The sequence below is a fragment of the Paraprevotella sp. genome, from assembly GCF_986071375.1.
The window spans coordinates 97,155-121,917 of record NZ_CFQRNQ010000010.1 but is presented as its reverse complement, the minus strand read 5'-3'; the positions used below and the strand labels follow the sequence as shown (position 1 = coordinate 121,917).

General features: G+C 43.1%; 22 protein-coding genes and 2 pseudogenes. 1 reads left to right on the top strand and 23 read right to left on the bottom strand.

What is annotated here, in order from left to right; translation table 11 throughout:
• Positions 1 to 11 precede the first annotated feature (11 nt).
• The 23 genes and pseudogenes from AC5RDV_RS07245 to AC5RDV_RS07135 form a co-directional block, all read right to left on the bottom strand.
• Positions 12 to 437, bottom strand: coding sequence for a hypothetical protein (locus AC5RDV_RS07245; protein ID WP_282748614.1), 426 nt, complete (start codon positions 435 to 437; stop codon positions 12 to 14).
• Entirely contained in the window at positions 434 to 4,381 is a 3,948-nt protein-coding gene (locus tag AC5RDV_RS07240) for a hypothetical protein (RefSeq protein ID WP_282748613.1), read from the bottom strand. Before AC5RDV_RS07240 ends, AC5RDV_RS07245 begins: the two co-directional genes overlap by 4 nt.
• Before the next feature lies 1 nt (position 4,382).
• Positions 4,383 to 4,832, bottom strand: coding sequence for a hypothetical protein (locus AC5RDV_RS07235; protein ID WP_282748612.1), 450 nt, complete (start codon positions 4,830 to 4,832; stop codon positions 4,383 to 4,385).
• Positions 4,833 to 5,042: 210 nt separating this feature from the next.
• A complete protein-coding gene (locus tag AC5RDV_RS07230) occupies positions 5,043 to 5,423 on the bottom strand; it encodes a hypothetical protein (RefSeq protein ID WP_130892506.1) in 381 nt (126 codons plus the stop codon).
• Between the two features lie 63 nt (positions 5,424 to 5,486).
• Positions 5,487 to 5,699, bottom strand: a pseudogene (locus tag AC5RDV_RS07225) (hypothetical protein); the annotation flags it as partial.
• Positions 5,700 to 5,714: 15 nt separating this feature from the next.
• Positions 5,715 to 6,251, bottom strand: a complete 537-nt coding sequence (locus AC5RDV_RS07220; RefSeq protein ID WP_130892507.1) for a hypothetical protein — start codon at positions 6,249 to 6,251, stop codon at positions 5,715 to 5,717.
• 1 nt (position 6,252) lies between these two features.
• A complete protein-coding gene (locus tag AC5RDV_RS07215) occupies positions 6,253 to 6,651 on the bottom strand; it encodes a hypothetical protein (RefSeq protein WP_232038509.1) in 399 nt (132 codons plus the stop codon).
• Positions 6,648 to 6,986 carry a hypothetical protein gene (locus AC5RDV_RS07210; protein WP_282748611.1) on the bottom strand — a complete coding sequence of 113 codons (339 nt, stop codon included), beginning with the start codon at positions 6,984 to 6,986 and terminating at the stop codon, positions 6,648 to 6,650. The genes AC5RDV_RS07215 and AC5RDV_RS07210 overlap by 4 nt, the downstream gene beginning before the upstream one ends.
• Position 6,987: 1 nt before the next feature.
• Positions 6,988 to 7,317 (bottom strand): DUF6706 family protein, encoded by a 330-nt coding sequence (locus tag AC5RDV_RS07205; RefSeq protein ID WP_282748610.1) that lies wholly within the window; start codon positions 7,315 to 7,317, stop codon positions 6,988 to 6,990.
• Positions 7,317 to 8,381: a Z-ring associated ZapG family protein gene (locus AC5RDV_RS07200; RefSeq protein WP_282748609.1), complete on the bottom strand. Its 1,065-nt coding sequence runs from the start codon at positions 8,379 to 8,381 to the stop codon at positions 7,317 to 7,319. The genes AC5RDV_RS07205 and AC5RDV_RS07200 overlap by 1 nt, the downstream gene beginning before the upstream one ends.
• Positions 8,382 to 8,438: 57 nt before the next feature.
• Positions 8,439 to 9,035: a head fiber protein gene (locus tag AC5RDV_RS07195; protein WP_282748608.1), complete on the bottom strand. Its 597-nt coding sequence runs from the start codon at positions 9,033 to 9,035 to the stop codon at positions 8,439 to 8,441.
• A gap of 3 nt (positions 9,036 to 9,038) precedes the next feature.
• The gene (locus AC5RDV_RS07190) at positions 9,039 to 9,668 is read right to left on the bottom strand and encodes a hypothetical protein (protein ID WP_282748607.1); all 630 of its coding nucleotides are present in this window, start codon (positions 9,666 to 9,668) and stop codon (positions 9,039 to 9,041) included.
• A gap of 172 nt (positions 9,669 to 9,840) precedes the next feature.
• Positions 9,841 to 10,263 (bottom strand): hypothetical protein, encoded by a 423-nt coding sequence (locus AC5RDV_RS07185; RefSeq protein ID WP_282748606.1) that lies wholly within the window; start codon positions 10,261 to 10,263, stop codon positions 9,841 to 9,843.
• An 83-nt stretch (positions 10,264 to 10,346) separates the two neighbouring features.
• Positions 10,347 to 11,861 (bottom strand): phage portal protein, encoded by a 1,515-nt coding sequence (locus AC5RDV_RS07180; RefSeq protein WP_282748605.1) that lies wholly within the window; start codon positions 11,859 to 11,861, stop codon positions 10,347 to 10,349.
• A 12-nt stretch (positions 11,862 to 11,873) separates the two neighbouring features.
• The gene (locus AC5RDV_RS07175; protein WP_282748604.1) at positions 11,874 to 13,166 is read right to left on the bottom strand and encodes a PBSX family phage terminase large subunit; all 1,293 of its coding nucleotides are present in this window, start codon (positions 13,164 to 13,166) and stop codon (positions 11,874 to 11,876) included.
• A complete protein-coding gene (locus AC5RDV_RS07170; RefSeq protein ID WP_008626089.1) occupies positions 13,159 to 13,551 on the bottom strand; it encodes a hypothetical protein in 393 nt (130 codons plus the stop codon). The genes AC5RDV_RS07175 and AC5RDV_RS07170 overlap by 8 nt, the downstream gene beginning before the upstream one ends.
• Before the next feature lie 159 nt (positions 13,552 to 13,710).
• The gene (locus AC5RDV_RS07165; protein ID WP_282748603.1) at positions 13,711 to 14,223 is read right to left on the bottom strand and encodes a hypothetical protein; all 513 of its coding nucleotides are present in this window, start codon (positions 14,221 to 14,223) and stop codon (positions 13,711 to 13,713) included.
• Between the two features lie 2 nt (positions 14,224 to 14,225).
• Complete coding sequence (locus AC5RDV_RS07160; protein ID WP_282748602.1) at positions 14,226 to 14,426, bottom strand: hypothetical protein; 201 nt, start codon at positions 14,424 to 14,426, stop codon at positions 14,226 to 14,228.
• A gap of 37 nt (positions 14,427 to 14,463) precedes the next feature.
• Complete coding sequence (locus AC5RDV_RS07155) at positions 14,464 to 15,039, bottom strand: hypothetical protein (protein WP_282748601.1); 576 nt, start codon at positions 15,037 to 15,039, stop codon at positions 14,464 to 14,466.
• Entirely contained in the window at positions 15,032 to 16,132 is a 1,101-nt protein-coding gene (locus AC5RDV_RS07150; RefSeq protein ID WP_282748600.1) for a DUF4417 domain-containing protein, read from the bottom strand. The genes AC5RDV_RS07155 and AC5RDV_RS07150 overlap by 8 nt, the downstream gene beginning before the upstream one ends.
• A gap of 153 nt (positions 16,133 to 16,285) precedes the next feature.
• Entirely contained in the window at positions 16,286 to 17,665 is a 1,380-nt protein-coding gene (locus AC5RDV_RS07145; RefSeq protein WP_282748599.1) for a site-specific integrase, read from the bottom strand.
• Between the two features lie 680 nt (positions 17,666 to 18,345).
• Positions 18,346 to 19,138, bottom strand: a pseudogene (locus AC5RDV_RS07140) (UDP-2,3-diacylglucosamine diphosphatase).
• A 143-nt stretch (positions 19,139 to 19,281) separates the two neighbouring features.
• Positions 19,282 to 23,331: a hypothetical protein gene (locus tag AC5RDV_RS07135; protein WP_282748598.1), complete on the bottom strand. Its 4,050-nt coding sequence runs from the start codon at positions 23,329 to 23,331 to the stop codon at positions 19,282 to 19,284.
• Positions 23,332 to 23,535: 204 nt separating this feature from the next.
• Between AC5RDV_RS07135 and pepT the strand changes: the two genes are divergently transcribed.
• Entirely contained in the window at positions 23,536 to 24,759 is a 1,224-nt protein-coding gene (gene pepT, locus AC5RDV_RS07130; protein ID WP_130893363.1) for a peptidase T, read from the top strand.
• Positions 24,760 to 24,763: the final 4 nt, after the last annotated feature.

The window sequence follows — 24,763 nt, the reverse complement described above, 5'->3', positions numbered from 1 at the left end:
TCGGGCCATTGTCACAAATCTCCTCGATTTGCCGGGTTGGGTTCCTCAAATTTGGCTGAAAATTTTCCGAAACACCTGTTAAGGCTTAACCCATAAGATATATTTTTACCCAAGTAGACCAAGTTATAAACTTCACTTCCTAGTGCCGGGACTTTGATGGCCACGACCCCTTTACCCAATTCTGTCAGGAATGCTTTTTTCTTTGTCCTATAATCAATTTCTGTGGTACCCGTAATGGTAAATGACAATGTCAATTCGCGGGAATCTAATTTGGCATTATCTGTTATCACGCGCTTGCCATGCTCCAACCGGCTTTCATTCTCAATGTAGTCTTTCATTGGTACAGGTGCATCTATTGAATCAATGAATCCTTCTCCCATACATACACCCCATGTTGTCCAAGCATCTTTTCCGTTAATTAGTAATTCTCCTTTCATAATCTTGATGTGTTTCGTTTTACTTCTTCCATATCCTTTTGCATCTGTTTGATTGGCTTGACTATTTCACCTGTATTCTCTCTGATTTGTTGAAGTTCCAAATAAGAATTGGCCAAAATTGTACGGGTCTCGTCGGAAATATTGTACATGCCGCCCATTTTAGACAACAATCCAGAAATAGAGCCTTTAAGTTCAGTTATGGCAATGGCCTGCTGTTGGTTGGCGTTCTCGATACGGTATCCCGTTTCCTGAATGGCCGTGAGCCTTCCGTTGGTCTCATCCACGCTTTCTTGGGATGCCTGTACATTGACCGCGTTACTGGCTTGTTGCGCAGAAGTACCACCTGACGTTTCCCATCCGAAATCGTTCATGAGCTGTTCCCGTTCGGCAAGCAACTTTTCAGCAAGTTCTTTCTGTTCTTGCCGTAGCCTTTCAGCTTCCTCCGGAGTAAGCTTGCCACCACTTTCTGAATCTGCCGCCCATTGGTTATACAGGCTTTCTATTTCGTCTTTATACTTGTTGGCTATAAGCGAAGAAAATATGGCTTTCTGCAAATATTTCTCGAAGTTGTCGGCAAATTCTTCGTTTGTTGAATCCAAGTCGGACAGCAAATCCACATATCCGCTTTTGAACTCGTCAAGGCCGATTCCGGTCAATGCCTCTTTTTCCTTTTGGGCGATTTCTTCCAACTGCTCCCCATAATCCGCTATGTTCTGGATGTAGTCGATGAACTCGCCGTTCACCTCACCCAATACGGACACAAGCCTTTCATCCGTCAATAGCTTCTCCATCTGTTCGGAAGACAAGTCCCACAATTGGTATTCAGCCGTTATCTTCTCTCCAACGAGGCCGGATATGCGTTCGTAATCTTCTGCGGTAAGACGGTCATTTATACGGTATCCAAGAGAATGGGAACCGGCACTACTTCCGCTTGAAGCCAACTGTTTGATGAGTTGCCGTTGACGCTCTATCTGTACATTGACAAGCCTTGCAGCTTCGTCGGCGGCTTTCTGCGCCTCGATGCCGTAATCAATGTCAATATACTCCATTTTCTTGTCTATGAGTTGGTCCCAAATGTCTATCAGGGTATCATATTGGGATTTCAAGGCTTCATATTCCGAGTAGTCGGCACCGAACTTTTCCTTGAAGAAGCTGCCTATACCTGATATGATTTTCATTCCTGCACTTATGGCGGCCAGTACTGCGGATGCTTTATCCAGAGCCGACATTTCCGCATTTATCGCCTTTATGGCACCCACCGCTTGTAAGGAAGAAGACGCGATGCCTCCGGCCAAAGAGATGATTTCACCGAATGTTCCCCCTACAGTATCTCCTATCTCCTCGAATACATCGTTCACATCGGTAAGAACTTTATACAGCTTGTCCCAATCCTTTGTGGACTTTCCTGGAGATACCTCTTTTTCAATCTCTTTCTTTTCCAAGGATTTTCTTAGCGTATCCACTTCTGCCCTCTTGCGTGCCAAATCAGGATTGTCCGGGTCACTGATTTCCATGTTCATCATCTCCTGATATGCCTGATTAAGCAATTCACGGAGTTTTTCAAGTGACAAGTCAATTACGTTGTCAGCCCATGAATTAAAACTTTCCTCACGGGCGGCAAACTCATTGTCAATGGCTTTTAACGTTTCCTCTTCCTGATAATCTATTTCTTTCAACTGGGCACCGGAAACACCGGCATTCTTATATTTTTCCCTTTCCTTGGCAAACTTTTCCCTCGTGGCATTGTACTTCGTGACATAGTCCTGATATTCAGAAAGGGAATCCTTATAAAAATCCGCTATTTCCATTTTCTGCCTTTCCCTCGTTTCCTTTCCCATAATGTCGAACGCGGATGTATCAACACTTACGGTGGAAGAATCAAATGCCTTTGTCTTATAGTTCTTGTCCTTGGACGCTTTCAACTTCTCCTTGGCATCAAAAGCCTCCTTTTCCATTTGTATGATGGCATTGATGTAATCCTGCCGCTGTCGGCCAATCTCCTGCAACTCTTTTTTATGGTTGAGTTCCATTTGGGCTTTCTCTTTCTCAAAGCCTTCATCCATGGCATCTATCCGGGATTGGGCCACTTTATTCTCCAAATCTTCCTGTTGGCGGATGCGGTCTGTGGCATTCTTTCTTTCGATTTCAACAATACGTGATTGCTGATTAGTTATCTTATTCGTATTGTCATTCACTTTTTTATGAGATTCTTCAATACCAGATTTATCCAATTCTGATTTTGCCGCTTTTTCGTACCCTGCTGCTAAATCAAAGTAAGCATCACCAACTTTCTCTGCGGCATCTGCCTCACTATTTAGTGATTTTATATTATCTCGAACAGATTGTTCGTAGTCTGTAACTGTGGCTCCTATAGTTCCTTGTGCGCCAGGTACTATTTTACGCCTACCATATATAGCGGCTTTAAGTCTATCAACTGCAGTTGGGCCTTCTTCTTCTAATTTATTTTGTTTTGTTTCTGCTTCATTTCTTTTCACTAATGCTTTTTCATATTCATCTGCCGCTAATTTTTGAGCAGCTGTGGCTTTAGCCCTTAACTTAAAAGCCTCTATGATAGCGCTTGTATTTTTGACAAAAGCATTCTCTGCGTCTTTTACTCCATTTATAGAGATACCAAGCTTATCAAATTCTGTTTTATTATCATTTATCCATTGCAATTGTTCTTTTTGAGAAGACAACTTTTTCCATTCAGATGAAAGTTTCTTGACCGAAAGAATATTACTACCATAACTTCCGTTATTTTTCTCCAAGGATTCATTTACTTTCTCCATTGCTTCTTCCGTAGACAATATTGCATCTTTGGACTTAAACAAATTACTAGTCCATTCCACAATTTCCTTACCATACATTGAAAGCACAGTTATCCCAACCATCATAGCTGTTTGCCAACTAAACAAAGACGAAACAAGCTGCTTCCATACCGGTACTCCTTTCTGTCCGGACTTCTTTAATTCCTCGTTGGAGATTTTTGCACGCTTTATATTATCGGTCAAGATGGGAAGATTGTTCGATATAGCAAGAAAGAACATGTTAAGTCCCATTGTTGCCGCCGGAAGTTCACGTACTATCTGCTGTACAGACATATTAAGCCCGTTCCATCCCGAAGCATAGTTCCCTACATTGCGTTGGTGATTTCCTATCGTGGCATCCAACTCCTTTATTTTTGCGTCTGCCTGATTAATAGATGCAAGTAATTCCTTTCCGAAAGGTGATTTCCTTTCTTCTTCCGTCAGTTCACGATAAGCAATCTTCATGCGTGACAATGACTGTGAAAGCCCGTTCATTGAAGTGGCCGCGACATTATCCATTTTCACATTGTTCATCAACGTTTGACGAACTTCCGACAATGCAGCCTTATGAGTTAACAGAGAATTGTTGAGTTGTTCCAACCGTTTTTGTTGAGCCGTAGTCAAAGAGGAATTGCCTGACTGATATTTAGTCAGATTCTTTATCTCTTCGTTTATCAGACGGATAGCATTCTGTTCTTCGATTAAGCGTTTGATGTTTTGCATACGCGTTCCCATAACTGCGTCAATTTCTGCCGCCAGTTCATCATACGCCTTAGCCTGTGCCTGCACGCTTGCTGTTTCCGCATTATTCGCAGTTGTTTTTACATTACCACTACCAAATTGCGGATTCATACCTGCCGCTTTTGAAAGCTGCTCCTGCGCCTTGATAATCTTTTCCGAAGCATCGTTTATCCGTTTGGTAGAAACCATTATTTTCCCCTCAGCTTCCGACACCTTTCTTACCAAAGCATCATATTGCCCCATAAGGGATTTCAACTGAGCTTCCATCCCTTTGGCAATATCAATGTCAACTTTCACATTGATTTGCTTTAGTGCTTTTTTGACATCCTCTATCTCCATTTTTAACTTTTGGAGTTTCTGAATATCGGACGAAACGTCCACAATAATTCCTGCCATATTACCCTACGATTTTTCTTAGCTCTATTTCTGCTGTATCAATTACGTTATATCCTTTGGAATTTACATAGGAAGCATATTCCATACCGGCTACAAGGACGAAAGAATAACCTTGTTTCCCCATAATAAAAGACCGCGCAAACTCCAATCCTTTCCTGCTTCCTTCCGAACCGTCTCCATATTTTCCCTTGGCCCAAAAGTCAACATGCTTCCCCGATCTCGTCGTGAAAACTACATGCTGGTAATTTTCTCCACGACCTTTTATCTTATGGAATCCGCCTTCTTTGATAACTTTACCGTTATAACCAATCACATATCCGATAGAACTGCGCAGATTGCCCGTTATGTTTTGATACCACCCTCCTGTAATAGCTATCTGGCAAGCTTTTTCACCTGCTTCCGCTAAACGGCCTATATACTTTTCCTCTAGTTGCCGCTCCAACTTGTCCAATCCCGATATGTCACCTTTTAACTGCATTTTTCCTTCCTAACATGCTCCTTGCCGAAACAGTTTCAACTTTATCACCATAAACCGCATGCAACTTGTCCTTTTGCATTAAAACCAAATTGCGATAGGGAATCTTATAAACAACTTCTTCATACGTTAAATGCAAGTTTTCCATAAAAGAAGCTATTTGCCCCAAGAACGTATTATTCCCCGCTATTTCTGTTTCGCTGCCAGCAGACCTACGTTCTTCGCCAAGCTGACAGCTTTCTGAAAAAGCTCTATATCAATCATTGATATACAAGTTTCAAGAGCATCTACAACCTCTTTATAAGAACCTTGTTTCAATTCTTGATACAAAGATTCATTTCCTGTTATAAACCAGGATAGGGCATTGGCATACTTATCGGCATCGCCAAGTGTCAAAAGGACGTCTTTAAATGTATCCGCATCACGGACTTCCGACAAGAAAGATATTGCTCCGGATAATTTCTCTATAGTTGGAGGATAGACAGTATATGCCTTATTGTTTACCACCACAGTTTTAAAATCCAAGTCTATGATGGCATTAGCTATATTTTTAGCACCTTTATTCATGTATACTTATTTTTTATATAAAAGAGGATAAAGCTCTTATATATAAGCCTTACCCTCTTAATATTACAATTTGGAAGAAAGACTAGAAGCTGTAACTAGCGTTATTTCTTTATTAACTACTTTACCTGCATCCGATGATAATGTCTTTATATCACCGGATTGTGTTGTGTACCCCTCTTTCGATACTTCATAGTGTACAGTAGCTCCAGCGTTCACCCGCTTTGACTTAACTGTATCACCGTCCAATTTTATGGTTGCATCGGAAGGTGTAGGTGTAACTGTAACAGTAGTTCATTCGGCATATAATTCGAGTTCTTCCGCATCAAACCAATATTCGTCTTTTATATCACCGCTTATTTCTTGTGGAATAGCGGATACAGCAATACCGATAGCATTGTCCGTTGAAGAATTACGGCCGATAATATTAGCTTTTGGAAATACAATCAAAACGTTGTCCTCCGTCAAAGCAAAAACAGCTTTATAACGTTGTTCTGTCGCATCACCGCTAGACCAGGATTTTCCGGAATCTCCTGCCAACCCGCCTTGTAGTTCCGATTTAGTTTCAAAATCATATTGCCCAATGGTAAAATTGATTCTCTTATCACCGGGTTCTACATCAGAACGGTAAATTTTACCATTCAACTCATTCTTATAGCTATTGATTGTTGGTTCATCCTCCTCATAAGTGAATGTTCCCTGATGGGAGTTATCTATCTTTTTAGCTGATTTGAATTGTGCAGCCACTCCTGATAAAGATGGAGCTGCGGAAAGAACATCCATATAACGTAAGTCCTTAATTTTTATTGCTGAAACTTTTCTTCCTGCCATATCACATTACATTTAATATTTCAAATAAAATTTTCAAATTTACATAACTACATTTCAATGCATCATCCCTTTCAATGCCGAGTGACGATTTGGACAGTCTATAACGAGTTCCGTCAAATATCCCTACTGGAGTATCTTTTATCCAAGAAGCCGCCAGTCTTTCTACTTCATTGAGTCTTGTTATATTCACGTATTCCAGATAATCAGGAATACAGATGTTAACATGTACAAATGCCTTTTCCCAGTATACATCTGGTTCAATCGGTGTGGAAGTTACTATGACGATAGATTCCTCTTTCAATTCAGATTTAATGGGATTCCAACTGTTATAAATAGTTTTTATTCCAAACTCTTGAATTTTCTCATAGAGTATTTTGTATATGTCACCCGTCACTATCATATCCAAATATCACAACGTCCTTTCAGTTCTTCAGAATAGCACTCGGCATTCTTGATTACCTTGCCTTCTCCTACAACCTCTTTTGTTTCCTTATTCAAACATCTTACCTTTGTGTCTAATGCCAGTTTCTTTCCCTCATATACCACATGGTAGGAATAAACCCACAGTTTGCCGTTTACCGACACTTCCTGCTGTTGGGAATTGTCATGGCAAAAGCATTCGGCCAGTTCATCCCACGATTCACCGCCAGTACCAGATATCGATCGCCCGTACTCATCATTATCCGGTGGTGTCACCGTCCTTACCACTAATATGTGAGGTGCTTCGTCTAACATTTTATAAGAAAATTACTTTAGGTTTGTCCGTATTCAGTTCATCTTTCAATCCATATCGCTTGCACATCAGGAAATAGTAATCTTTGATACCTTGAATGTCCCATGATTGCGATTTGGAGTGCCCGTTTTCCGATACGGACTTGGAACTACCACGAAGTAAAAGGGTAGGGATAAACTTTGTCATACCTACCGAAATCGGTTGGATATTGTCTTCGTTTACCTCATCCTCCCCGCTTATCTTCGTGGGCAAAAGGATTGTAAGGAGATTGGCATCGCTCAAAGCAACGCCAAAGTCCCTGAAGGTCTGCTTTATGTAGTCAGATACTTTCATTATCCTAATGCACTCAAATCGGCAATCGCCATCTTGTTAGGAATCTCAATATTCGGAATCGCTTCCATTCCATATTCCATAAAACGACCTTCCGAGTTGCGGTAGGATGAAATAAACATCTTTCCGTCCTCCGCTTCGGTATAAGTTCTACCCGGAATGCGGTCAATCATTTCATAAGGACGTTTCCACTTCATTGTTCCCAACTTCTTGCGTGGGTCAATAGCAGGGAGGAATGAAATCTTATCGTCAGGAACGGCATTTACCATTTCATCCTCTGACGTTTGAATCCATTCTTCCTTGATTCGGATTCGGAACGGAATATCAACGGCACCCAAATAACGGTTTACCATTTCGGTAGTCACCATATTACCCGAATTAAACTCCATATCACCGAATTTCATCGTGTATTTGCCCAAGAACTCCGTAGAAGCGGCAATACGCTTGTTGAACGTGTTGCGGTTCATCTCAGCAATCGCGAACGCATAACCTTTAGTACGGAGTTTATCTACAAACTCTGTATTCATCCAAGTGATGATATTATTCTTATCACCTGAAGTGGCTTTCTTCGTATAGATAGGCAAAGTAATATCCGCAATAGAAACACCCTTCTTGTTTTCCTTGCCATCAACCTTGCATTTGCCGGTAAAGCGCAAACTTCCCAGCATCAAGTCGAAGCGTTTCATCGGAGCCAACAAGCACTGGCGGACATCATCAACCAAGAAATTGACGATTTCATTCAGCTTAATATCTCGTGCTTCTGCCGAACGTGCCTCGTTGAACTCGTCAATAAGAATTTGCAAACGTTCCAAACGGGTATTATCCATTTGGTACGCGTCACCCAAGCAAGTCACTTCGCCATAACCTTTAGACAGCGCATGACGCTTTCTCAAAGGCTTGTTTGCATACCGGTCAATAACCGTACCGGCAATGACACCGACAACAGTTCCCATATAGGTTTTAAACGTACCATCAGGATTTGCCTTGTCATATACAAGGTAGTCCTTCCAAAAGACTTTATCCATGTCAAGCATGGAAACGATGGTACGGTCAATTACCGACTTCATAATTCGGGAACTCCCGAGAAGCATATCAATCGTTAGTAACATTTAGACCTCCTTTCGTTAAATAAACATGAATCTGTCACCCAAAGACACCTTATCTTCCTCTGTGAAAGGAATGTAAAGGTTATCTTCTTCAATGCCGAACACACGACCTACAAAAGCTATCGTATCCTCATCATCCATCTTGCGCCAACCAAAAGAAGCGAAGTTTGCTGTATATTTGGCTTTTGCATCACTTGCCCCTTTTGCTTCGGGAAGGACTGTTCCTGCCTCGATAGCAGCCGTTAAATTTTTCGATGCAGTAATTACATCATACTCCTCATTAGAGGTATCTACACTCTTGACTGTGATGACATTCGTTCCGTCGGACAAAAATATTCCGGCTTTGACGAACTGGCAAAACTTATTCTTTTTGATTTTTATTGTCGCACCTGTCGTTTCGGCTTTCTCCAAAACTTTCACACGAAGGCAAACACGAGCTTTTCTCTCAACCTTGTCGCGATAGAGCGGTGCAAGTTCGGGCAACCATCCTTGTGACGGAAGATTGGATTTATCCAAGTCCATACCGCCATCATTCAAGCGATAAATGGTACTTTCATCGCACACTTCATGTTCAATGGGTGGCATATCTTCATTCCATTTAATTTTTCCTGACATAAACTATTTTTTAGCTTGTTCAACAAATTCTTTTGTTCCCTTATCTATGGAAGCCACCAACGAATCAATATCATCATTCGGCTTCGGGTCTCCAGTGTCGGGAAGTACACTTTGTAGTCCTGCATTGACAAACGTCTGTTTTGCGTCCTTCATGTAAGTGTCTAAGTCCGCATCGCTCGGAATGTTCAACATGGGTACAAGTGTTTCGGGAATGCCATATTCCTTTGCCTTTGCAGAAACCTGCGCATTACGCTGTGCTTGTGCGCGCTCCTGTTCGTAACCGGCAAGTTTTTCAGAAAGAGTTTTGTTGGAATCAATCAAAGCTTGTGCCCAAGAAGGGACATCATCCTTTTTTTCGTCTTTCTTTTCTTCTGGATTCTCGATTGGTTTACCGTCTTTCAGTCCATGCTTCTTCTCGTAGTTGGAAACAGCGGAAGTCTGTGCTTGTCCTGCACGGAAATCACCATAGTTTTGCATCACGTCCTGAATAGAGATACCCTCAACAATGGAGTTTACCTTTGTTTCGTCCGTTACACCCTCTGCCTTTTTGGTGGCGATTCGGGTCAAAGTGGCAGTGTCCGTACCCGGAAACTTCGTTTGCAGTCCTGCCAAAATCATTTCAAATATTGTCATACCGTATGAGCTTGATTAATAAAATCCTACGGTAAAATTACAGATGTGGAAGAGAAAAAAGAAATTTAGGGAAGAATAATACGTGACAATAGCGGGATTGTCATGAATTAAATACAAAGAAAGCGCGAAACCGGGTGGAATCGCGCCGACAATACGTAGATGGATAAGATGTCTATAGCTTTACATTCAATTCTTGATTAGTCAAACAGTAATACATATTCTGTAACTGATGTAAGAAATGAATGGATTTACTTATGCGGCAACAACAATTTTCATTGTCATACAAGTAAAATCCTTCTTTAGTTTCCTTTAAATAGCGTAAATCAGGCGACCAATACGAATCAAATACATTTTCATAAACAAAGCCGCATTTCTCCAAAAGCTCTGATGTCAAAGGGATAGGAGACAAATCTTTAGTAGAAACACATTCTACTTCTCTATAACAAGGCAATGGATTGCAATAACATCCGCATACAAGATTTTTATCAATTTCATAAGAATAAAAATTGCCATTTAAAGACAGCTTTTTAACCTTAAATAATTGAGAATTTAAGTTTAAATAATTCCCTATTCTTAATTCTTTAATATCCACCATAGTAGCTTATTTTATCGCAAATATATGAATAATATTGGTAAACCGGAAAAGTATCTCAAATATTATTCAAAATGTCAGTAGTCCTATTTTACAGGTTGGTTGCTTTTACTACTGAACTTTGATAGTTTTTCCTGCTTGGAGATTTCATTTTGCTGTTTCTCGGCTTGCTCCTCCTTTATCTGCTCGACCTCATCCAACACATTATCTATATTTCCAACGAAAGTGATAGCGCGCTGCTGTGACCATAATTCTCCGTTCTTGGCTTTCAATGCTGTGTCTATCTTTTCTGAAAGGTTTTCCAATCGGTAAGGTTCTATTTCCACGTTGATGTCTATCGTTTCGGCTGCTTTTTCAAGACTGGAATTGACAGAACCAAGCGCGGACACGAGGAAATTAACACGCCTTTGCATGAACTCGCCGATTACTTCCGCCAAGTTCTCCACATTCAGGTGGGTGGAAAGAAATACATAATCAAAAGCCACACCAGAAAGAACGTTCCCGCTACCTTTTATTGCATCAAAAGATATTCGCGGGGTATTTGTGAGCGCATACATTTGGTTTATTAACGTTTCAGCTTCGTATTGGACTGTCGTAGGAACTTGATTCCACGTCAAATACTGTGCATTTGCCCCTTGCCCTGTCAGTTCCACGACACGGCTCTTGAACTCTCCCGAAAAGTTTTGCACATCGCCGAACAGCATCAGAATCGGGAAGAAATGATAGTCTATACAGTCGGCATAATTGGATAACAGTTTCTCCAACCGTACACGAAGTGTTTTTATCTTCTCGCAATAGGCTTCCGGACGATAGCAATATAGAATAGGTAACTTCTTAAACCCGTGTTTGAACGAGGAAACGAGTTTCCAACCATCGGAAAGCTCCCATTGGTAAACGGAATCCGCCGTGATGGTCATAAAACAAGTAATCTCCATGTCATCCAAATCCTTCTTTTTATACTCGCGGGAGAAAGCCACTAAGTTATTGCTATCGTCGAAGAAGGGATAGAGCTTATCTCCTCTGAAAGGCGACCATATCACACTTTTCAGGCGATATTCAGGAGCAGATGCGCCGAAAAGATTAGCAATTTTCCGTTTCAGCTTTGCCCAAAAGCCGTCGTCTTTCACCACGTACCAATATTCGGCACACTCCTGTTCGGAAAGCCACGAGCGCACGATTCGCTTGTTCTGATACTTGATTTTGTTCTTTTCCAACACCTTTCTCAGGGCAGAAAACAATCCTTGTTCGTTTTCTTCCGGTTCGCAGTTCATCTTCGGCTCCGTGCCCACAGTGAAAGCGGTCTGAATATTCACAATGTCCTGTTCAATAGGCAGAGCGATGCGGTTAGGCTCCACATCCTTTGTTTTTTTCGGGATAGTGGTTGTCTTGCCTGTCTTTTCATCATAGACCTCCTTCTCCTTTTCGACCGTGATTTTAATCTTTGGGTATTTTTCCGTGTCCGTGATTATCTCATGGCGGTTAGGATTCCAGTCGTTGTACAGCTTCACCGCATCGGGAAGCTCCGTCTTGCGGCCTTTTTTCAAATAGGCTATCTTTTGGTCTATATCCTCAATTCTTAAAACTTCGTCTATCGTTCTCATATATCAATATTTTTAGTGTGCGAATATTCCTGAATTATCCCGTGGTTTCTGAATCTTACCTAATATCATGCCATATACATAATAGCGGAAACTATCACATAAGTGGTCATCCTGTTCGTCTGCCGGTTGGTTTACATAATGCCCGTCTTTATCCTTGTCCCAAACATAGTTTCGTAATTCGTTCATCAGATTGTACGAGCGTTCGGTGACGAATATGTTAAACTCCTTAGCCTTTTCAATACCTGCAATGACAGAGCCTTTTCCTTTTTCAACCGGATATATACGTATTCCTGCATTATGTATTTCTTGAATCAGACGAGGGTCGGCGCTATCGGCAATGACTTTCATCCCTTGATAGGGTCTAAGCGTCTGGATAATATCCTTTGTGAGCATCTGTGTTTTATAACATATCTCGTCAATGTACAAATCATTATCCATCACCCCACACATTACGATTGCTGTTTCATCATGGGTAAATCCGAAGTCTAACCCTAATGCAATCTTCTTGCACCATTGAGGAATAGACTTTACGACACCCCACTTTTTATAAATTGCCCCCTCTGCCACATCAGCCCAACGTCCGATAACCGTATGAGCATACTTTTCGGGATTCTCCGCTTTCATCTGTTCCACTTCTTTGATGAATTGGGGAGAAAGATTGTCGATGTTGTCGAAGTAGGTCGTATGGATGTGGAGCACGTTCGGATGAGTGGAAATCTGCACCGGCACCCCGTCAATTTCCACTAACTTATGCGAGTTCTCGATGTATTTTTTATAGATGAAATGATTGGAATCAGTCGGATTCATAATGATGATAATCCGGTTCTGAATCCCTTTTTGGCGAATGGAAAGCATGATTTTGTCAAAGTCTTGCTCGTTCGTCCATTCTTCCGCTTCATCGCAGACAAAAGTCGTAATGCCGTGAATGGATTTCAACTTTGCCGTCTGATTGCCGGAAGAAGTCTTGATACCACGGAACATAATGCGTCCGCCGCTGAACATGTTTACTATATCCGAACGAGTAGTTTTAAAATATTTGCTTCCACCGTCTATGTCTATCTTCTCTTGTATCTCCGGTATAATAGATAGGTTGGCTGACACCATTGTATAGCGACAATACAAAATACTGTGGGCGAACGTGCGGTCTCTTGACTGTTCAAATGTAAGCCGCTCAATAAAAGTAGCCGCATTGAACGATTTTCCACTACCTCTACCTCCAGTTATGAGAATGATAAAGTGTTCCGTGTCTTCATAAAGCGGAATATAAACGTTTTGTGGATCTATTTGAGGGACTGATTCAATCATCACTATTCTTTTTTATCCATTTATCAATACTGATACTTCCATGTTCCATTGTCTGTTCGCTGTCCGGGGAAGACACAGCACGTCCAAACAAACGGTCTTCCATGTCGTTCAAGACATCGGTCACTCCTTTTGCCGCATTTCTTTTTAAGCCACGCGCAAGGATAAGCACCCACATCGGGGTATCGTCCTTGCCGATAATCGTGTCAATCTCCTGCGGGGTACATTGAAGGAGGTATAATTTTACTTCGTTCCATTCCTCACGTGACACGTTGTAGGCTTTCTTGGCAACGGTGTATAGTTTGGGCTTTCGGCCACTTTTGGGCGGCTGACGTTCGCTCGTGAAACGAGTCTTTATCCCATCTTCAACTATTCTCTTATTTGCCATTTCAAGCCGTTTTCAAGCCGATTTCTATGCTTTCTCAATTATTATTGCTACTTTTGTATCATACTTATAGTCCGGGTCGGGAACTGGCAGCCCCCCGGTTGCTTAGTAGGACATTTCCTATCGGGTAAGGTCGAAGCGTAAGTCAGTGACCGCTTCTTTTTAAGAGTTATGTTTATGCCGATGTATTCTTCCATCTTTTGTTACTACTATTATCTCTTTGAAACGGTATTTACTTGAACTCTCAAAATACTTTATTCCATCCTCTACGCTTTTCCTTGTATGCCCGTTACCTTTCATGTATAGTATTGGAATATCAGCTTTTTTATCTCTACCATGATACAAGGAAGCACGAATGTTTTTAGCGGAATTACCAGTAGGTGTTCTCTGTTCAAAAGAGGCGGTGAACAAGTAACCGTCCGGTGTCTTGCTCATTCCGCTTTCATTCTTCAACGTTACCTTATATCCTTTGTCTGCAAGGATGCGGGCTGCCTCCAGTTCTTCGGGCTTGTGGCGTGCCGTACTTTTCTCGATAGCTACGTAGCCGCCGCCTTTACCCATTTCCACACTGGAATACTTGCCACTGGCACGCATGGCGGCTACTTCCGCTTGCCTTTTACGATAGGTGGAAGTTCCTTGTCGATATGTACGCACACCGCCCGAAGTCTTTGCCATAATCACTGCTTATTTTCTCTTTCCGCTATACGCTCATAATATGGGATATTAAATAACACACCGTCGAGTATGGTTTCCCCTTTCAATTCTGCTTCTACTTCATCTTTGAGTTCTTCAAGTTCGGATGGAGTTAAATCACTTTCTATAAATCCATATTCATCAAGTTTCTCCTTGATTTTCTTTTCTACTACTGATTTTTCCATATTGCAATTCATTTAAATTAAAATATAAAGATAAGAATCATTTCCTTTTATGCGAGTATTTCCATCCAAATTTCTCTGCTACACGTTTATTTATTTGATTATAATAACTTGCGTTAGCTCTATCGTATGACGTTTTTGTGCGACCAACTCTATCAAGATATTTATCCATCTCTCTCCTTACTTCTTTTTCTGCTTTATCATAAGCCCTTTTTACCTGATTCGGTGATACACCCCAACCATTTTTAGGTCGTTTTACAGAGAATGTATATGTAGGTGTAACAGCCCTTATTTCTTTGAGATTCGCGCCAACTGCGAATCTCAAATCTTGATGGCTAAAAGATGTACCAATAGCCCTAATGCCTGTTTTCCCTAATGCACTTGGGTGATTGTGTGTAAATACGGAATCTTTCAACTTTGAAATTTCGTTGCTAGTCATTCTTACAGAACGAGAGCCGCCTTTCTTATTTAGCAACAAATTCCCTTTACTATCGTATGCAACCGCCGTTTCATATTTATTATTCCTTATGGTTGCCTCCGCTACCGCTATTGCTCTACTTTGTTTACTGTTAGACTTACTGCCACCGCCTCTTACTCCTCCTGATGTCTTAGCCATTTTTACCTCCTTTCTTGATTTGTTTCACCCTGTTCGCTATGAACTGCTCCACATAAAGCACATTGTTCTGCAAGCACAGTTCACGTATTTTTTCACCGCCGCCGTAAACTATCATGTTCGGCTTGTCAAGCCCTGATATTTCACGGGCGGTTTGTATTTCCATCTTCAAGTATTCCTGACGGTCGGCGTAACCGCGTGTAGCGAAAGCGTTGTAACCGTCGGGGATGCCCAAGCGGTTGTACTTGTAGAACTTCTGCGACACGTTTAAATCTGCATACACTTTTGCACCGCACTCCTGCCAAAAACGGGCTATCCAACGCTTCATGTAGATGAACTGCAAACCGTAGGCTATCGGCGTGGTGTCGAACAAGGAGAGGTTAGGCTCTACCATTTCAGTGCATCCACTATCCAATACCGATACGGGATTGTTCCAGATGTTTGTGAAGCGGTAATCCTTTACGTAGAAATGATAGGTGGATATGCCTTTCTTTGCTCTTGTGTCCGCTCCCCATCCGGAAAATGGCAGAAGCAAGCCGCTTGTGGGCTGTCTGTCCAATCTTAGTGTAGGGATGTCAAACTCGTTATCGCTGTCATAGATACGGTCTCCCAACATGGCGGCAAAGAAGTCGGGCTTTTCTGCCTCCATTTCGTTCCGTGCATCTTTGGTTGGTTGGGCTTTCTTCTCCTTTTGGGGTTCTTGCCATACATCAAATCCCCAATCGTCCAGTTCTTTGCTGTCCCATTCATTTGCTAAAGCGTCCCAATCATTCTCGCCAAACGGGTTATTGTCCTGTATAAGCATTTGACGGAGTCTGTCCACAGGCATGTCTTCGGGCAGCACGCAACAGGGTACTTCTTTCCATCCCAAGTGTTTGTAGGCTTGAAGCCGCATGTTACCACCGATAACAACATAATTTCCTTGATAGGGGTAGACAAGAATATCTCTTGCTTCCGTCATTTCAGGAAGAGACTGGATAGAACGGCATAACTTCCGGAACTTCTCGCCTTTAATGAGACGTGGATTTCTCGGAAGTCCTTCTATTTGTCCTTCATTAGGTAAAACTTTCTGTATATCTATCTTGGTTCTTTGCATGAAAATACCTTTGAGAAAATGGTATTCCCAAAGGTACTAATACTATAAAATACAATGGAATAAATTAAAATCTTATTTGTGACAATCACTGCGTTGTTGTAAAATACTTGTTTTTGATACACAAAAAAGAGGTATATTGATAACGTTTCAAACTTAACCTATTAGGTCAATAACATTTTTCAATGTTTCATCTTCAATGTTTCGGTAACGGCTGAAAGCTTTGCTTCCTTCGACATGGCCGGACATCTTGCCTATGATATTAGGGTCACTCACTTTTCTATAAGCATTTCCAACGAAAGTACGCCGGGCTATATGACTACTTGCAATTTCATTTATTGGACGCACCTCAATTTCTCCAGTCCTTGCATTGCGTATTTCAACATTACGTGTTATTCCTGAAATGGTAAAAATCTCCTTTATGGCATCATTGTATTTTTGTGGAGAGATGAAAGGGAACAAGCGGCATTTTTTGTCAGTACCACGGTATTTGCCTATAAGTTTAATGGCGTTTTCATGAAGGGGAACACGTGCAACAACTGCCTGTTCACCTTCATCTTTCGTTTTATGTGGTGTATAAGTCAATATTCCATCAGTAATGTTCGCTTCCGTAAGCTTCACCAAATCGCTGACACGGCATCCTACGAAACAATGGAATATGAAAATGTCACGTTGTATTTCAAGATGTCTGGTCGGCATAGGGGTACGAGCTATCAAGTTGCGTTCGTCCACGCTTATATAATAAGGCGTACCATATTTCTCTGTTCCGATTTTAAAACCGTCAAATGGCCTGTTTGATGTCTTGTCACTTTCATAAAGCCAGTTGAAAAACGCCTTTAATTTTTTCATTAATGTGATGACTGTATTCTCTCCCCTTCCTTTAATTTCGCTTTTACCTTTTTCTATGTTTGAGGGATAACGTTCCAATAGTACTTTAAATGTCTGCCTATACTCATTTGCAAGGTTTTCTTCATTTCTTAAATAGTCCATGAAGTCACCAATATCTTCTTTTGTAACTTTATTTATATCAAAAACAAAATCCTTTCGTTCTTTCTCTGTCGCGTTGATAAACCCTTCATACCTGGCTATAGCACGAATTAGCACACGGATTCCCCTTATGCGTCCGTTACTGAGGTTCTTTTTTAACAGATATTCTTCCCAAAGGTCATACACGCTTTTTCCTGAGGATTCTTGTTGGTAACGTTCGGGATGAAGATGTTTTTCTACCACCTTTTTCAACCAATCACCTGTCATGTCTTCCTTTCTCACTGTTTCTTCCTCGTGTGCAATGGCAGATAATATCCTATCAAGTTTTTCTTTTGCTTCATTATGCCATTTTCTGACATCAGGAGCAATAATCTTTTTCCGAGACATATCCACTCCTTTTTCGGGAGAAAAGAATACAGGTATAATATACACCTCTGATTTTGCACGCAACGTTACGACTTTATCTCCAATTCTATTATTAGCGGAAAGCATTATCTCACTCATTCCACCCATATTTATTTTGGAAGACAATCTTAATAGTATTTTCATTGTTGTTTTTTGCAAAGGTATAAAATTGCCTACTAATTTGCCTACAAAAATGCAAATAAATGAAGTCGAATAATAGTGTATGAAATTGCAAAGTTCTATATTCTATTGTTTATCAGTATTTAATGTATTTATTTATTCTATATGTTTTTAAACAATAATTATTGTTATATTCCCTCCGGGGTCACGAGAGGAAAGTCCTTAACAATCTATGGATTGTGGAGGACTTTTTTATGTTTTGTATTAGGGTCTTTTTTGTGTTTTCGTTTTCTGCTTTCCAACGGATTCAGACTAAAAAAGATAGCCGTCTTTCACAAGACAGCTACCTTTACATTAACCTAATTTCAATAATGAAAAACAATTCTTATTCCGTTCATGCTCGCTTGCATGATTGCTCTCTTAGTAAGAGAGCAATGAGTATTTTCATTGCGCTAATTTATAGGGATTTATGTTTTCGGATGGAACGATTTCATCAACATTTGGAACCGTTTGTGAACGAAAAAAAACAATCCTATATTTTGCAGATTCGCTGATTTTGCTTAATTTTGCCGATGAAGAAGGTTTTTTATTCCACTTGTATATCTCTTACTAAGAGATATATTTTTTTCTCCCTGATAGAGAGTATTTTGTATTTCTTTGATACCTGTTTGTTTTTGTTTGATATGAAAGACAGGGTTAGGTGTTTAGGTATTTATATAAAACCGGTTTGTAACGCCTGAAAAGTTGTAGTATTTTCTCTGTATATAAAGACTGGGGTGCGGGCTCCGGTTCCCGGGTGAGATGCTCGATAAGTAAGTTGACATTATGGGTTCAGAAAATTGCGGGAGGCTGTCGGTGATGTCAGTATAGAAAATGATGTTCCAATGTCCGTTTTCATCTTCGGCCAATGCAGAAAGGGTCTCCACCCAGTCGCCGGAATTGAGGTAATGTATGCCTTCGTATTCGGTATTATCCGGATGATGGATGTGTCCGCAAATGATTCCGTCGTATTTGCGGGCACGGGCAAATTCGGCCAAGGTGTGTTCAAAGTCCGAAATATAGTTGACGGCGGACTTCACTTTTTGTTTTACATGCTGCGAAAGCGAATAATAAGGTTTGCCGTGCCGTACGCGGTAACGGTTGTAGAAACTGTTGAAAGCCAACAGGATAGTATAGCCGAGGTCACCCAAAAGGGCGAGCCATTTCATTTGCGTCGTGCCCCGGTCAAATATATCACCGTGAGTGACGAAGTAACGTTTGCCGCCGCTTTCCAGTTCATAGTCTTTCACGATGCAGAGGTTGGCGAACGTGAGAGGAGCCAGATTATTGTCCAGGAAATTTTTTCAGATGCCATCCGTCTATGATGTCGCCGTTGAGAATCAGGCGGTCGCAATCGACGTGGCTCAGGAAATGGCTGACTTCTTCTGTTTTGGAATGCGAGGTACCCAAATGAATGTCGGAGAGCACGAGCGTGCGGTAATGCCTTCTTCGTTCCATGTGCTTCTGTTTTTTAGGACGCTACAAAGTTAGGCGTAGGATATGACAACCCGGTTTCTTTTCGGTGAGAATACGGTAACAAAGCGAAAAGAGACTTATTCCATCGGGAACGAGTCTCTCTTGCGAACAGTTGAATATTGAGGTCAATGTTGGATTGTCTTTTTATTTCCTACGATGTAAATGCCTTTAGACAATCCGCTTGTGGCTTGCCCGGCAGGGACGTTGCTGCGCAATTTCATGCCTTGCAGATTGTACACATCGACATTTTCTGTGTCCGCTCCACCGAGGATTCCTGAGATGTCATCTATGATTTCGTCCTTACTGTAAAGTTTTACCTGATCGATGTATAAGCGGGTATTGTAGGCTGCTCCGACTCCGGCTGTGGTTTCGAGTCCCATGCTGACGGTCACTTGAGTTTCCGTTTCAAGCGAAAAAGGGCATTCCACAGTTTCCCAATGGTTGGCTAACCGGGGATATTTGTATATTTCCGTGTCGCCGAAACGGATTCCGCAACGGGAATAATTGAGGTTGTCGCCGGTCGTGGCGATGGTGTAATCGTTGATGTGCCGCATTTCGTTGGCGCATACGTATTGTGCCAGAAAACTCAATTTGTATTCGCCTTTGGGCAAGGTGAAGGTTTGTGAGATGCTGTTATTGCCGCTGTCCCAGGAGTTCAGGATGCTCAGGCAGCGTTTGCCGCAGGCATCATCCGTGGCGGGAGCTGCCATGATACTGGCCGAGTTGCCCACGTTGGACGGAGATACGCAATACATGGTGGTGCTGTAAGGCATGGAATACAGTACGGCGAAGTTGGAGCCGCCTTTCAGTCTGTTGCCGGGTGTCCAACCTTGGATGGGCAGGACTTGCGGCCATTTGCTGTCGGATGCTTTGACCGTATTGACGTAGCAAGGATCGTAGACCACTCCGTTCAATGTCACTTTGCTTTCTGTTCCGTAGGTCTGGTCTTCTTCAAAACCGGGATTGGAGAGAAATTGTGCAGTGACATCGAAAAATTCTTCCTGTTCTTCTTTGAGGTCCACGGTTTCGGTAAGGATTTCGTTCCCGACAGCTTTGACGGATACACAAGATTCTTGTTCCACAGTGACTGTTGCGGTCAGTTTATTTCCGTCAGCCCAAATCGTGACTTGGGCTTGTTGCTTTTGTCCGCTATGATTATAGAGGTAGGCACCGCAAGAGTCGTTTTCCATCTGTCGGGCGGAAAGTCCGTCGCCTTGGATGAACACGCGGAGCGTATTGGCCACGCTGTGGTTCACGTCGCAACGGAATGTGGCAGTGGAGCCTCGTCCGTTGACGGCGGTCATCTCCGTGAAGACCGGTGCTCCGTCAGGCAAAAGGATGTCTTTCAGGGTGCAGGCCGTTTCTCCGAGATAGTTGCCGAGCAGCAGATAGCGCGCACTGTCAGGGTCGCTGACGATGATGCCGTTCCAACCTTCGGCCACTTGTGCTGTCAGGGGCAGTACGTCGGCAGCCAACTGTTCCGTGTCGGCCGAGTCCACATTGCTATAATATATAATGTGTCGGCGGTCTACGATGCTTCCGTTGCTGAAGCTACGTCCGTCGGTCGAGTAAACTGGGTAAATCTTGGACAGGAAGATGGAACTGTTCAGTTCACGGTCTCCGAAGGCGATGGATTTGTCGGTAGCCGTGCTCACGATTCCTACTTCATTGTCGATGTTGACCCAGTTTCCCTCGAATGATTTCAACTGGCTGCCATCGGTTTGCAATCGTCCTTTGCTATGGTAGAGCGTACGTTTTTCTTTGGTGAACGGGTCGGTGCTGATAGCCATCAGGCCGCCTTTCTCTTCAGTTATGGTTCCGTTGGTTTTGCCCACCACGTAATCCATGTAGATGAAAGCGTTGCCCGGGGTGGAGAAGAGGGTGAAGTTGTTTTCCAGACTGTTCCCGTTGGTCATCAACTTGCCGTTCATGGTGTAACTGTTCCCGTTCAGGTCGTAGATGCCGCTGATGACGGGTGAGGCATCTGTGGCCTTGCCGTTTACGGTGTACCAACCCAAGATGTTTCCCGTGTTGTTCTTCTTGTAGGGCACGATGATTTTGTTTTTGTCAGGCTTGTTGGACGCGATATATCCGGTATAGCTCTTGAGCCCGTTACTCCACGAGAACACGCTGAAACGGTCGGGCGTGTTGGCCCGTACGATATTTTGTGGAGTGAAGATGTAGGCTTGTTCCTGCGATTGGCTGAAATCTTTCCAAGATGTGGCCTGCATGTCTGCCGTGGAAGCCAGTTCATGCATCAGGTAGGTCATCATGACGCGGTGTCCTTCCACACCCATACGTCGTGGGCCGATGTCGCTGTTGAGCAACCAACTTCCATCCTGTGTCGTGCTTTGGCGGGCCTTGATATGTTTGTAAGCCAGATTTTCCAGCATCAGGGCATTCGGGTCGCGCAGGAAGCAGGCAGCCGTGGTGTAGCTGGTGATTTGGTCGTAGAGGAACATGCTCCAGTCATTGCCGTTCGGCATAGCCAGTTCTCCGTCGGCCAACGCCAGACGGCAGAGCACCTCGTCCATGACTTTCTGGTTGTTGTGCATCAAGGCATTGGTCTTCCATTTCGGATTCTCGCCCTGGAACAGATGGAGGGCCAGATGGGATTCGCCCAGTTCCTGCATCACGACATTCTGGTAAGAAGTATGGAAGTAATTGTGGTTTTGCAATGTATAGTCGTCATACAGGTTTTTGCCGATGTACAGGTCCTGTACGGTGGTCTCGTCATATTCGGGGTCGATGACCGTAGTGTTTTGGGCATCATCGGCGTGCGAATAGCAATTGATGGCAAACGCACGCAGGCGGTCGAACCATTTGTGGGCCAGTGCATCGTCGGGGTAGAGTCCCAAAGCACAGGACAAGATGTTGGTTTCCCAACCGTTTTCTTCGGCTTTCGTGTCGCCGTTGTAACCCGTGGGAATGCTGCGTTCGAGTTCGTAATTGCATTCCGCCTTGATCATGTTGTAAATATAAGTCTTTTGGTTCTCGTCCAATTCTTCGTTCAGGAAGTAAGAGGCGTATGCCAATGACGTGGCCCAAAGCGAACTTTCCCATACGTGGTCGGCATTGCTGACGGAACCCCAATACTTGTTGTCCGAGGTTATTTTGAATTTATTGGCTTTATGGGTGGAATAACCGAAGACGAGTGACTTCGCGGCCATGTCTTTTACCATGTCCCAAGTGATGCCTTCCGGAAGGTTTACTTTACCTTTGCCATATTTATAAAGGAAAGCGCAAATCATGGAAAAGTCGGCATTTGTGCGCACGCCGTCCTCGTTGCTTTGTCCGGCACTGTTGGCTTTAAAATATCCGCAGGCTTCGTCCTTACTGTTGGGAGCCGCGCAGTCGTACCATATATTATGGGCGTATGTCAGGGAGTTGGCCAACATTTGCAACAGATCCTGTTGCATGGCTGATTCTTCTACGAACTCATGGGATATGACTCCTTCGGTGGGGGAGTCCACTTGGTCTTCCGTGCCGCCTTCAATGCTCGGTGCGTCGGGATCGAGGCTGCCCTCCGGCAGTTGTGTCAGCGTAAAATGGTCGTATGCAATGCAGCTTCCCCCGTTGCCCCAACTCATTTGTGCCGATAGGGTAATGGCGGATTCCTCCTCCAACTTGAATTTCAGGGAATTTTCCGTCCATGAAGAAGTTGCCATAATACCTGCGTTTCCGTTCACGCAGGTAATTGTCAGTTTGTCCAACGATTTCAGTTCTCTGTCGCTGACCGTGACAGTCGCACTGGTCGCGGCATTGTTGGCGGCAAAAGCTTTGCTGAAAAATTTCAGTTCGTATTCCCCGGCCGGCAAAGGGGTGGATGTGGTTTGCCTCATTTCCGAATTTGCACTGCCCCAACCGAAACGTTGGTAGTAGGCAAAATCCCCGTTGGCTGCTTCCGTCTTGCCGAATCCATTGTCTGTGGCACATTCCTTGTTAATAAGGAGGGCTTTTCCAGGACTGGTAATTTGCCATCCTTTGGGCGACAAGTTCCATCCTCGCAACCCTTCGGTGCCTTCATAAAGTGCGTCGGGGGAATCCTGTGTACAAGCCTTTGCGTCCTCTTCGAAAGAGGGATTAGCCAGATAAATGGATGTGACATCCTGTTGTCCGTATGTAGCCGTACAACCAAGTAACATGCTGTAAAATACCAGTATAGGTCTTTTCATGGTTTCATTATTGTTAGGATTAATATTATTTGGTGTCAAATATACAATAAAAGAGTGCGCTTACAAAAAATAAATGGAATTATTTTAAATAAAACCACCTTATCATGTTTTATAACATAAAAAAAGGACAAAAAAGCAGTCCTTTGTTGCGAAAAACTATAGGATTGATTAATTTTACAACTTAGATTAAACGAATGATGAATTATGGAACTGATAGAACGATTTTTGAAATACGTGAGTTTTGACACGCAGTCGAATGAAGAAGGAGAGGGTTGTCCGAGTACTGACAAGCAGATGGTGTTTGCACGATATTTGGAGAACGAATTGAAAGCGATAGGACTTGAGGACGTATCGTTGGACGAACATGGATATTTGTATGCTACGTTGCCTGCGAACACGGAGCGTGACGTGCCTACAATCGGTTTTATAGCCCATATCGACACTTCGCCGGATTGCTCGGGCAAGGATGTGAAACCGCGAATCGTGGAGCAATACGATGGAGGGGACATTGTATTGTGCGCTGAAGAGAGGATTGTTACGTCGCCGAAACAATTTCCCGAATTGTCGGATCATGTGGGTGAGGATTTGATTGTCACGGACGGCCATACCCTGTTGGGAGCTGATGACAAGGCCGGTATTGCGGAAATCGTACAGGCCATGGTTTACCTTCGGGAACACCCGGAAATCAAGCACGGTAAAATCCGTGTGGGCTTCAATCCCGACGAAGAAATCGGTATGGGGGCGCATCTTTTTGATGTGGAGAAGTTCGGTTGTGAGTGGGCTTATACTATGGATGGCGGAGAAGTAGGCGAATTGGAGTTTGAAAACTTCAATGCAGCGGCAGCCAAAGTGACGGTGAAAGGACTGAACGTGCATCCCGGGTATGCCAAAGACAAGATGCGGAATGCCATGCTGACAGCCGCTGAGTTCATCCGCAGGATGCCTTCGGACGAAACCCCGCAAACCACGGAAGGCTATGAAGGTTTTTACCACCTGACAGGTATGAAAGGTACGGTGGAGGAAACCATCTTGTCTTATATCATACGCGACCATGACCGGCAGAAGTTTGAAGCCCGTAAAGCGTTCGTGCGGCAATTGGCTGAAGAACTGAATGAGGAAACCGTGGAGGGTACGGTGACGGTCGAGGTGCGTGACCAATATTACAACATGCGCGAGAAGGTGGAGCCGGTGATGCATATCATCGACATAGCGAAAGAGGCCATGGAGGCATGCGGGGTAGAGTGCCGGGTGAGGGCTATCCGTGGGGGAACGGATGGGGCGCAGCTTTCATTTAAAGGATTGCCGTGTCCTAACATTTTTGCAGGAGGACTGAATTTTCATGGGCGCCATGAGTTTGTTCCGGTGCAGAGCATGGAAAAGGCGATGATGACCATTGTGAAGATAGCAGAGTTGACGGCAGTAAAATAGCAGA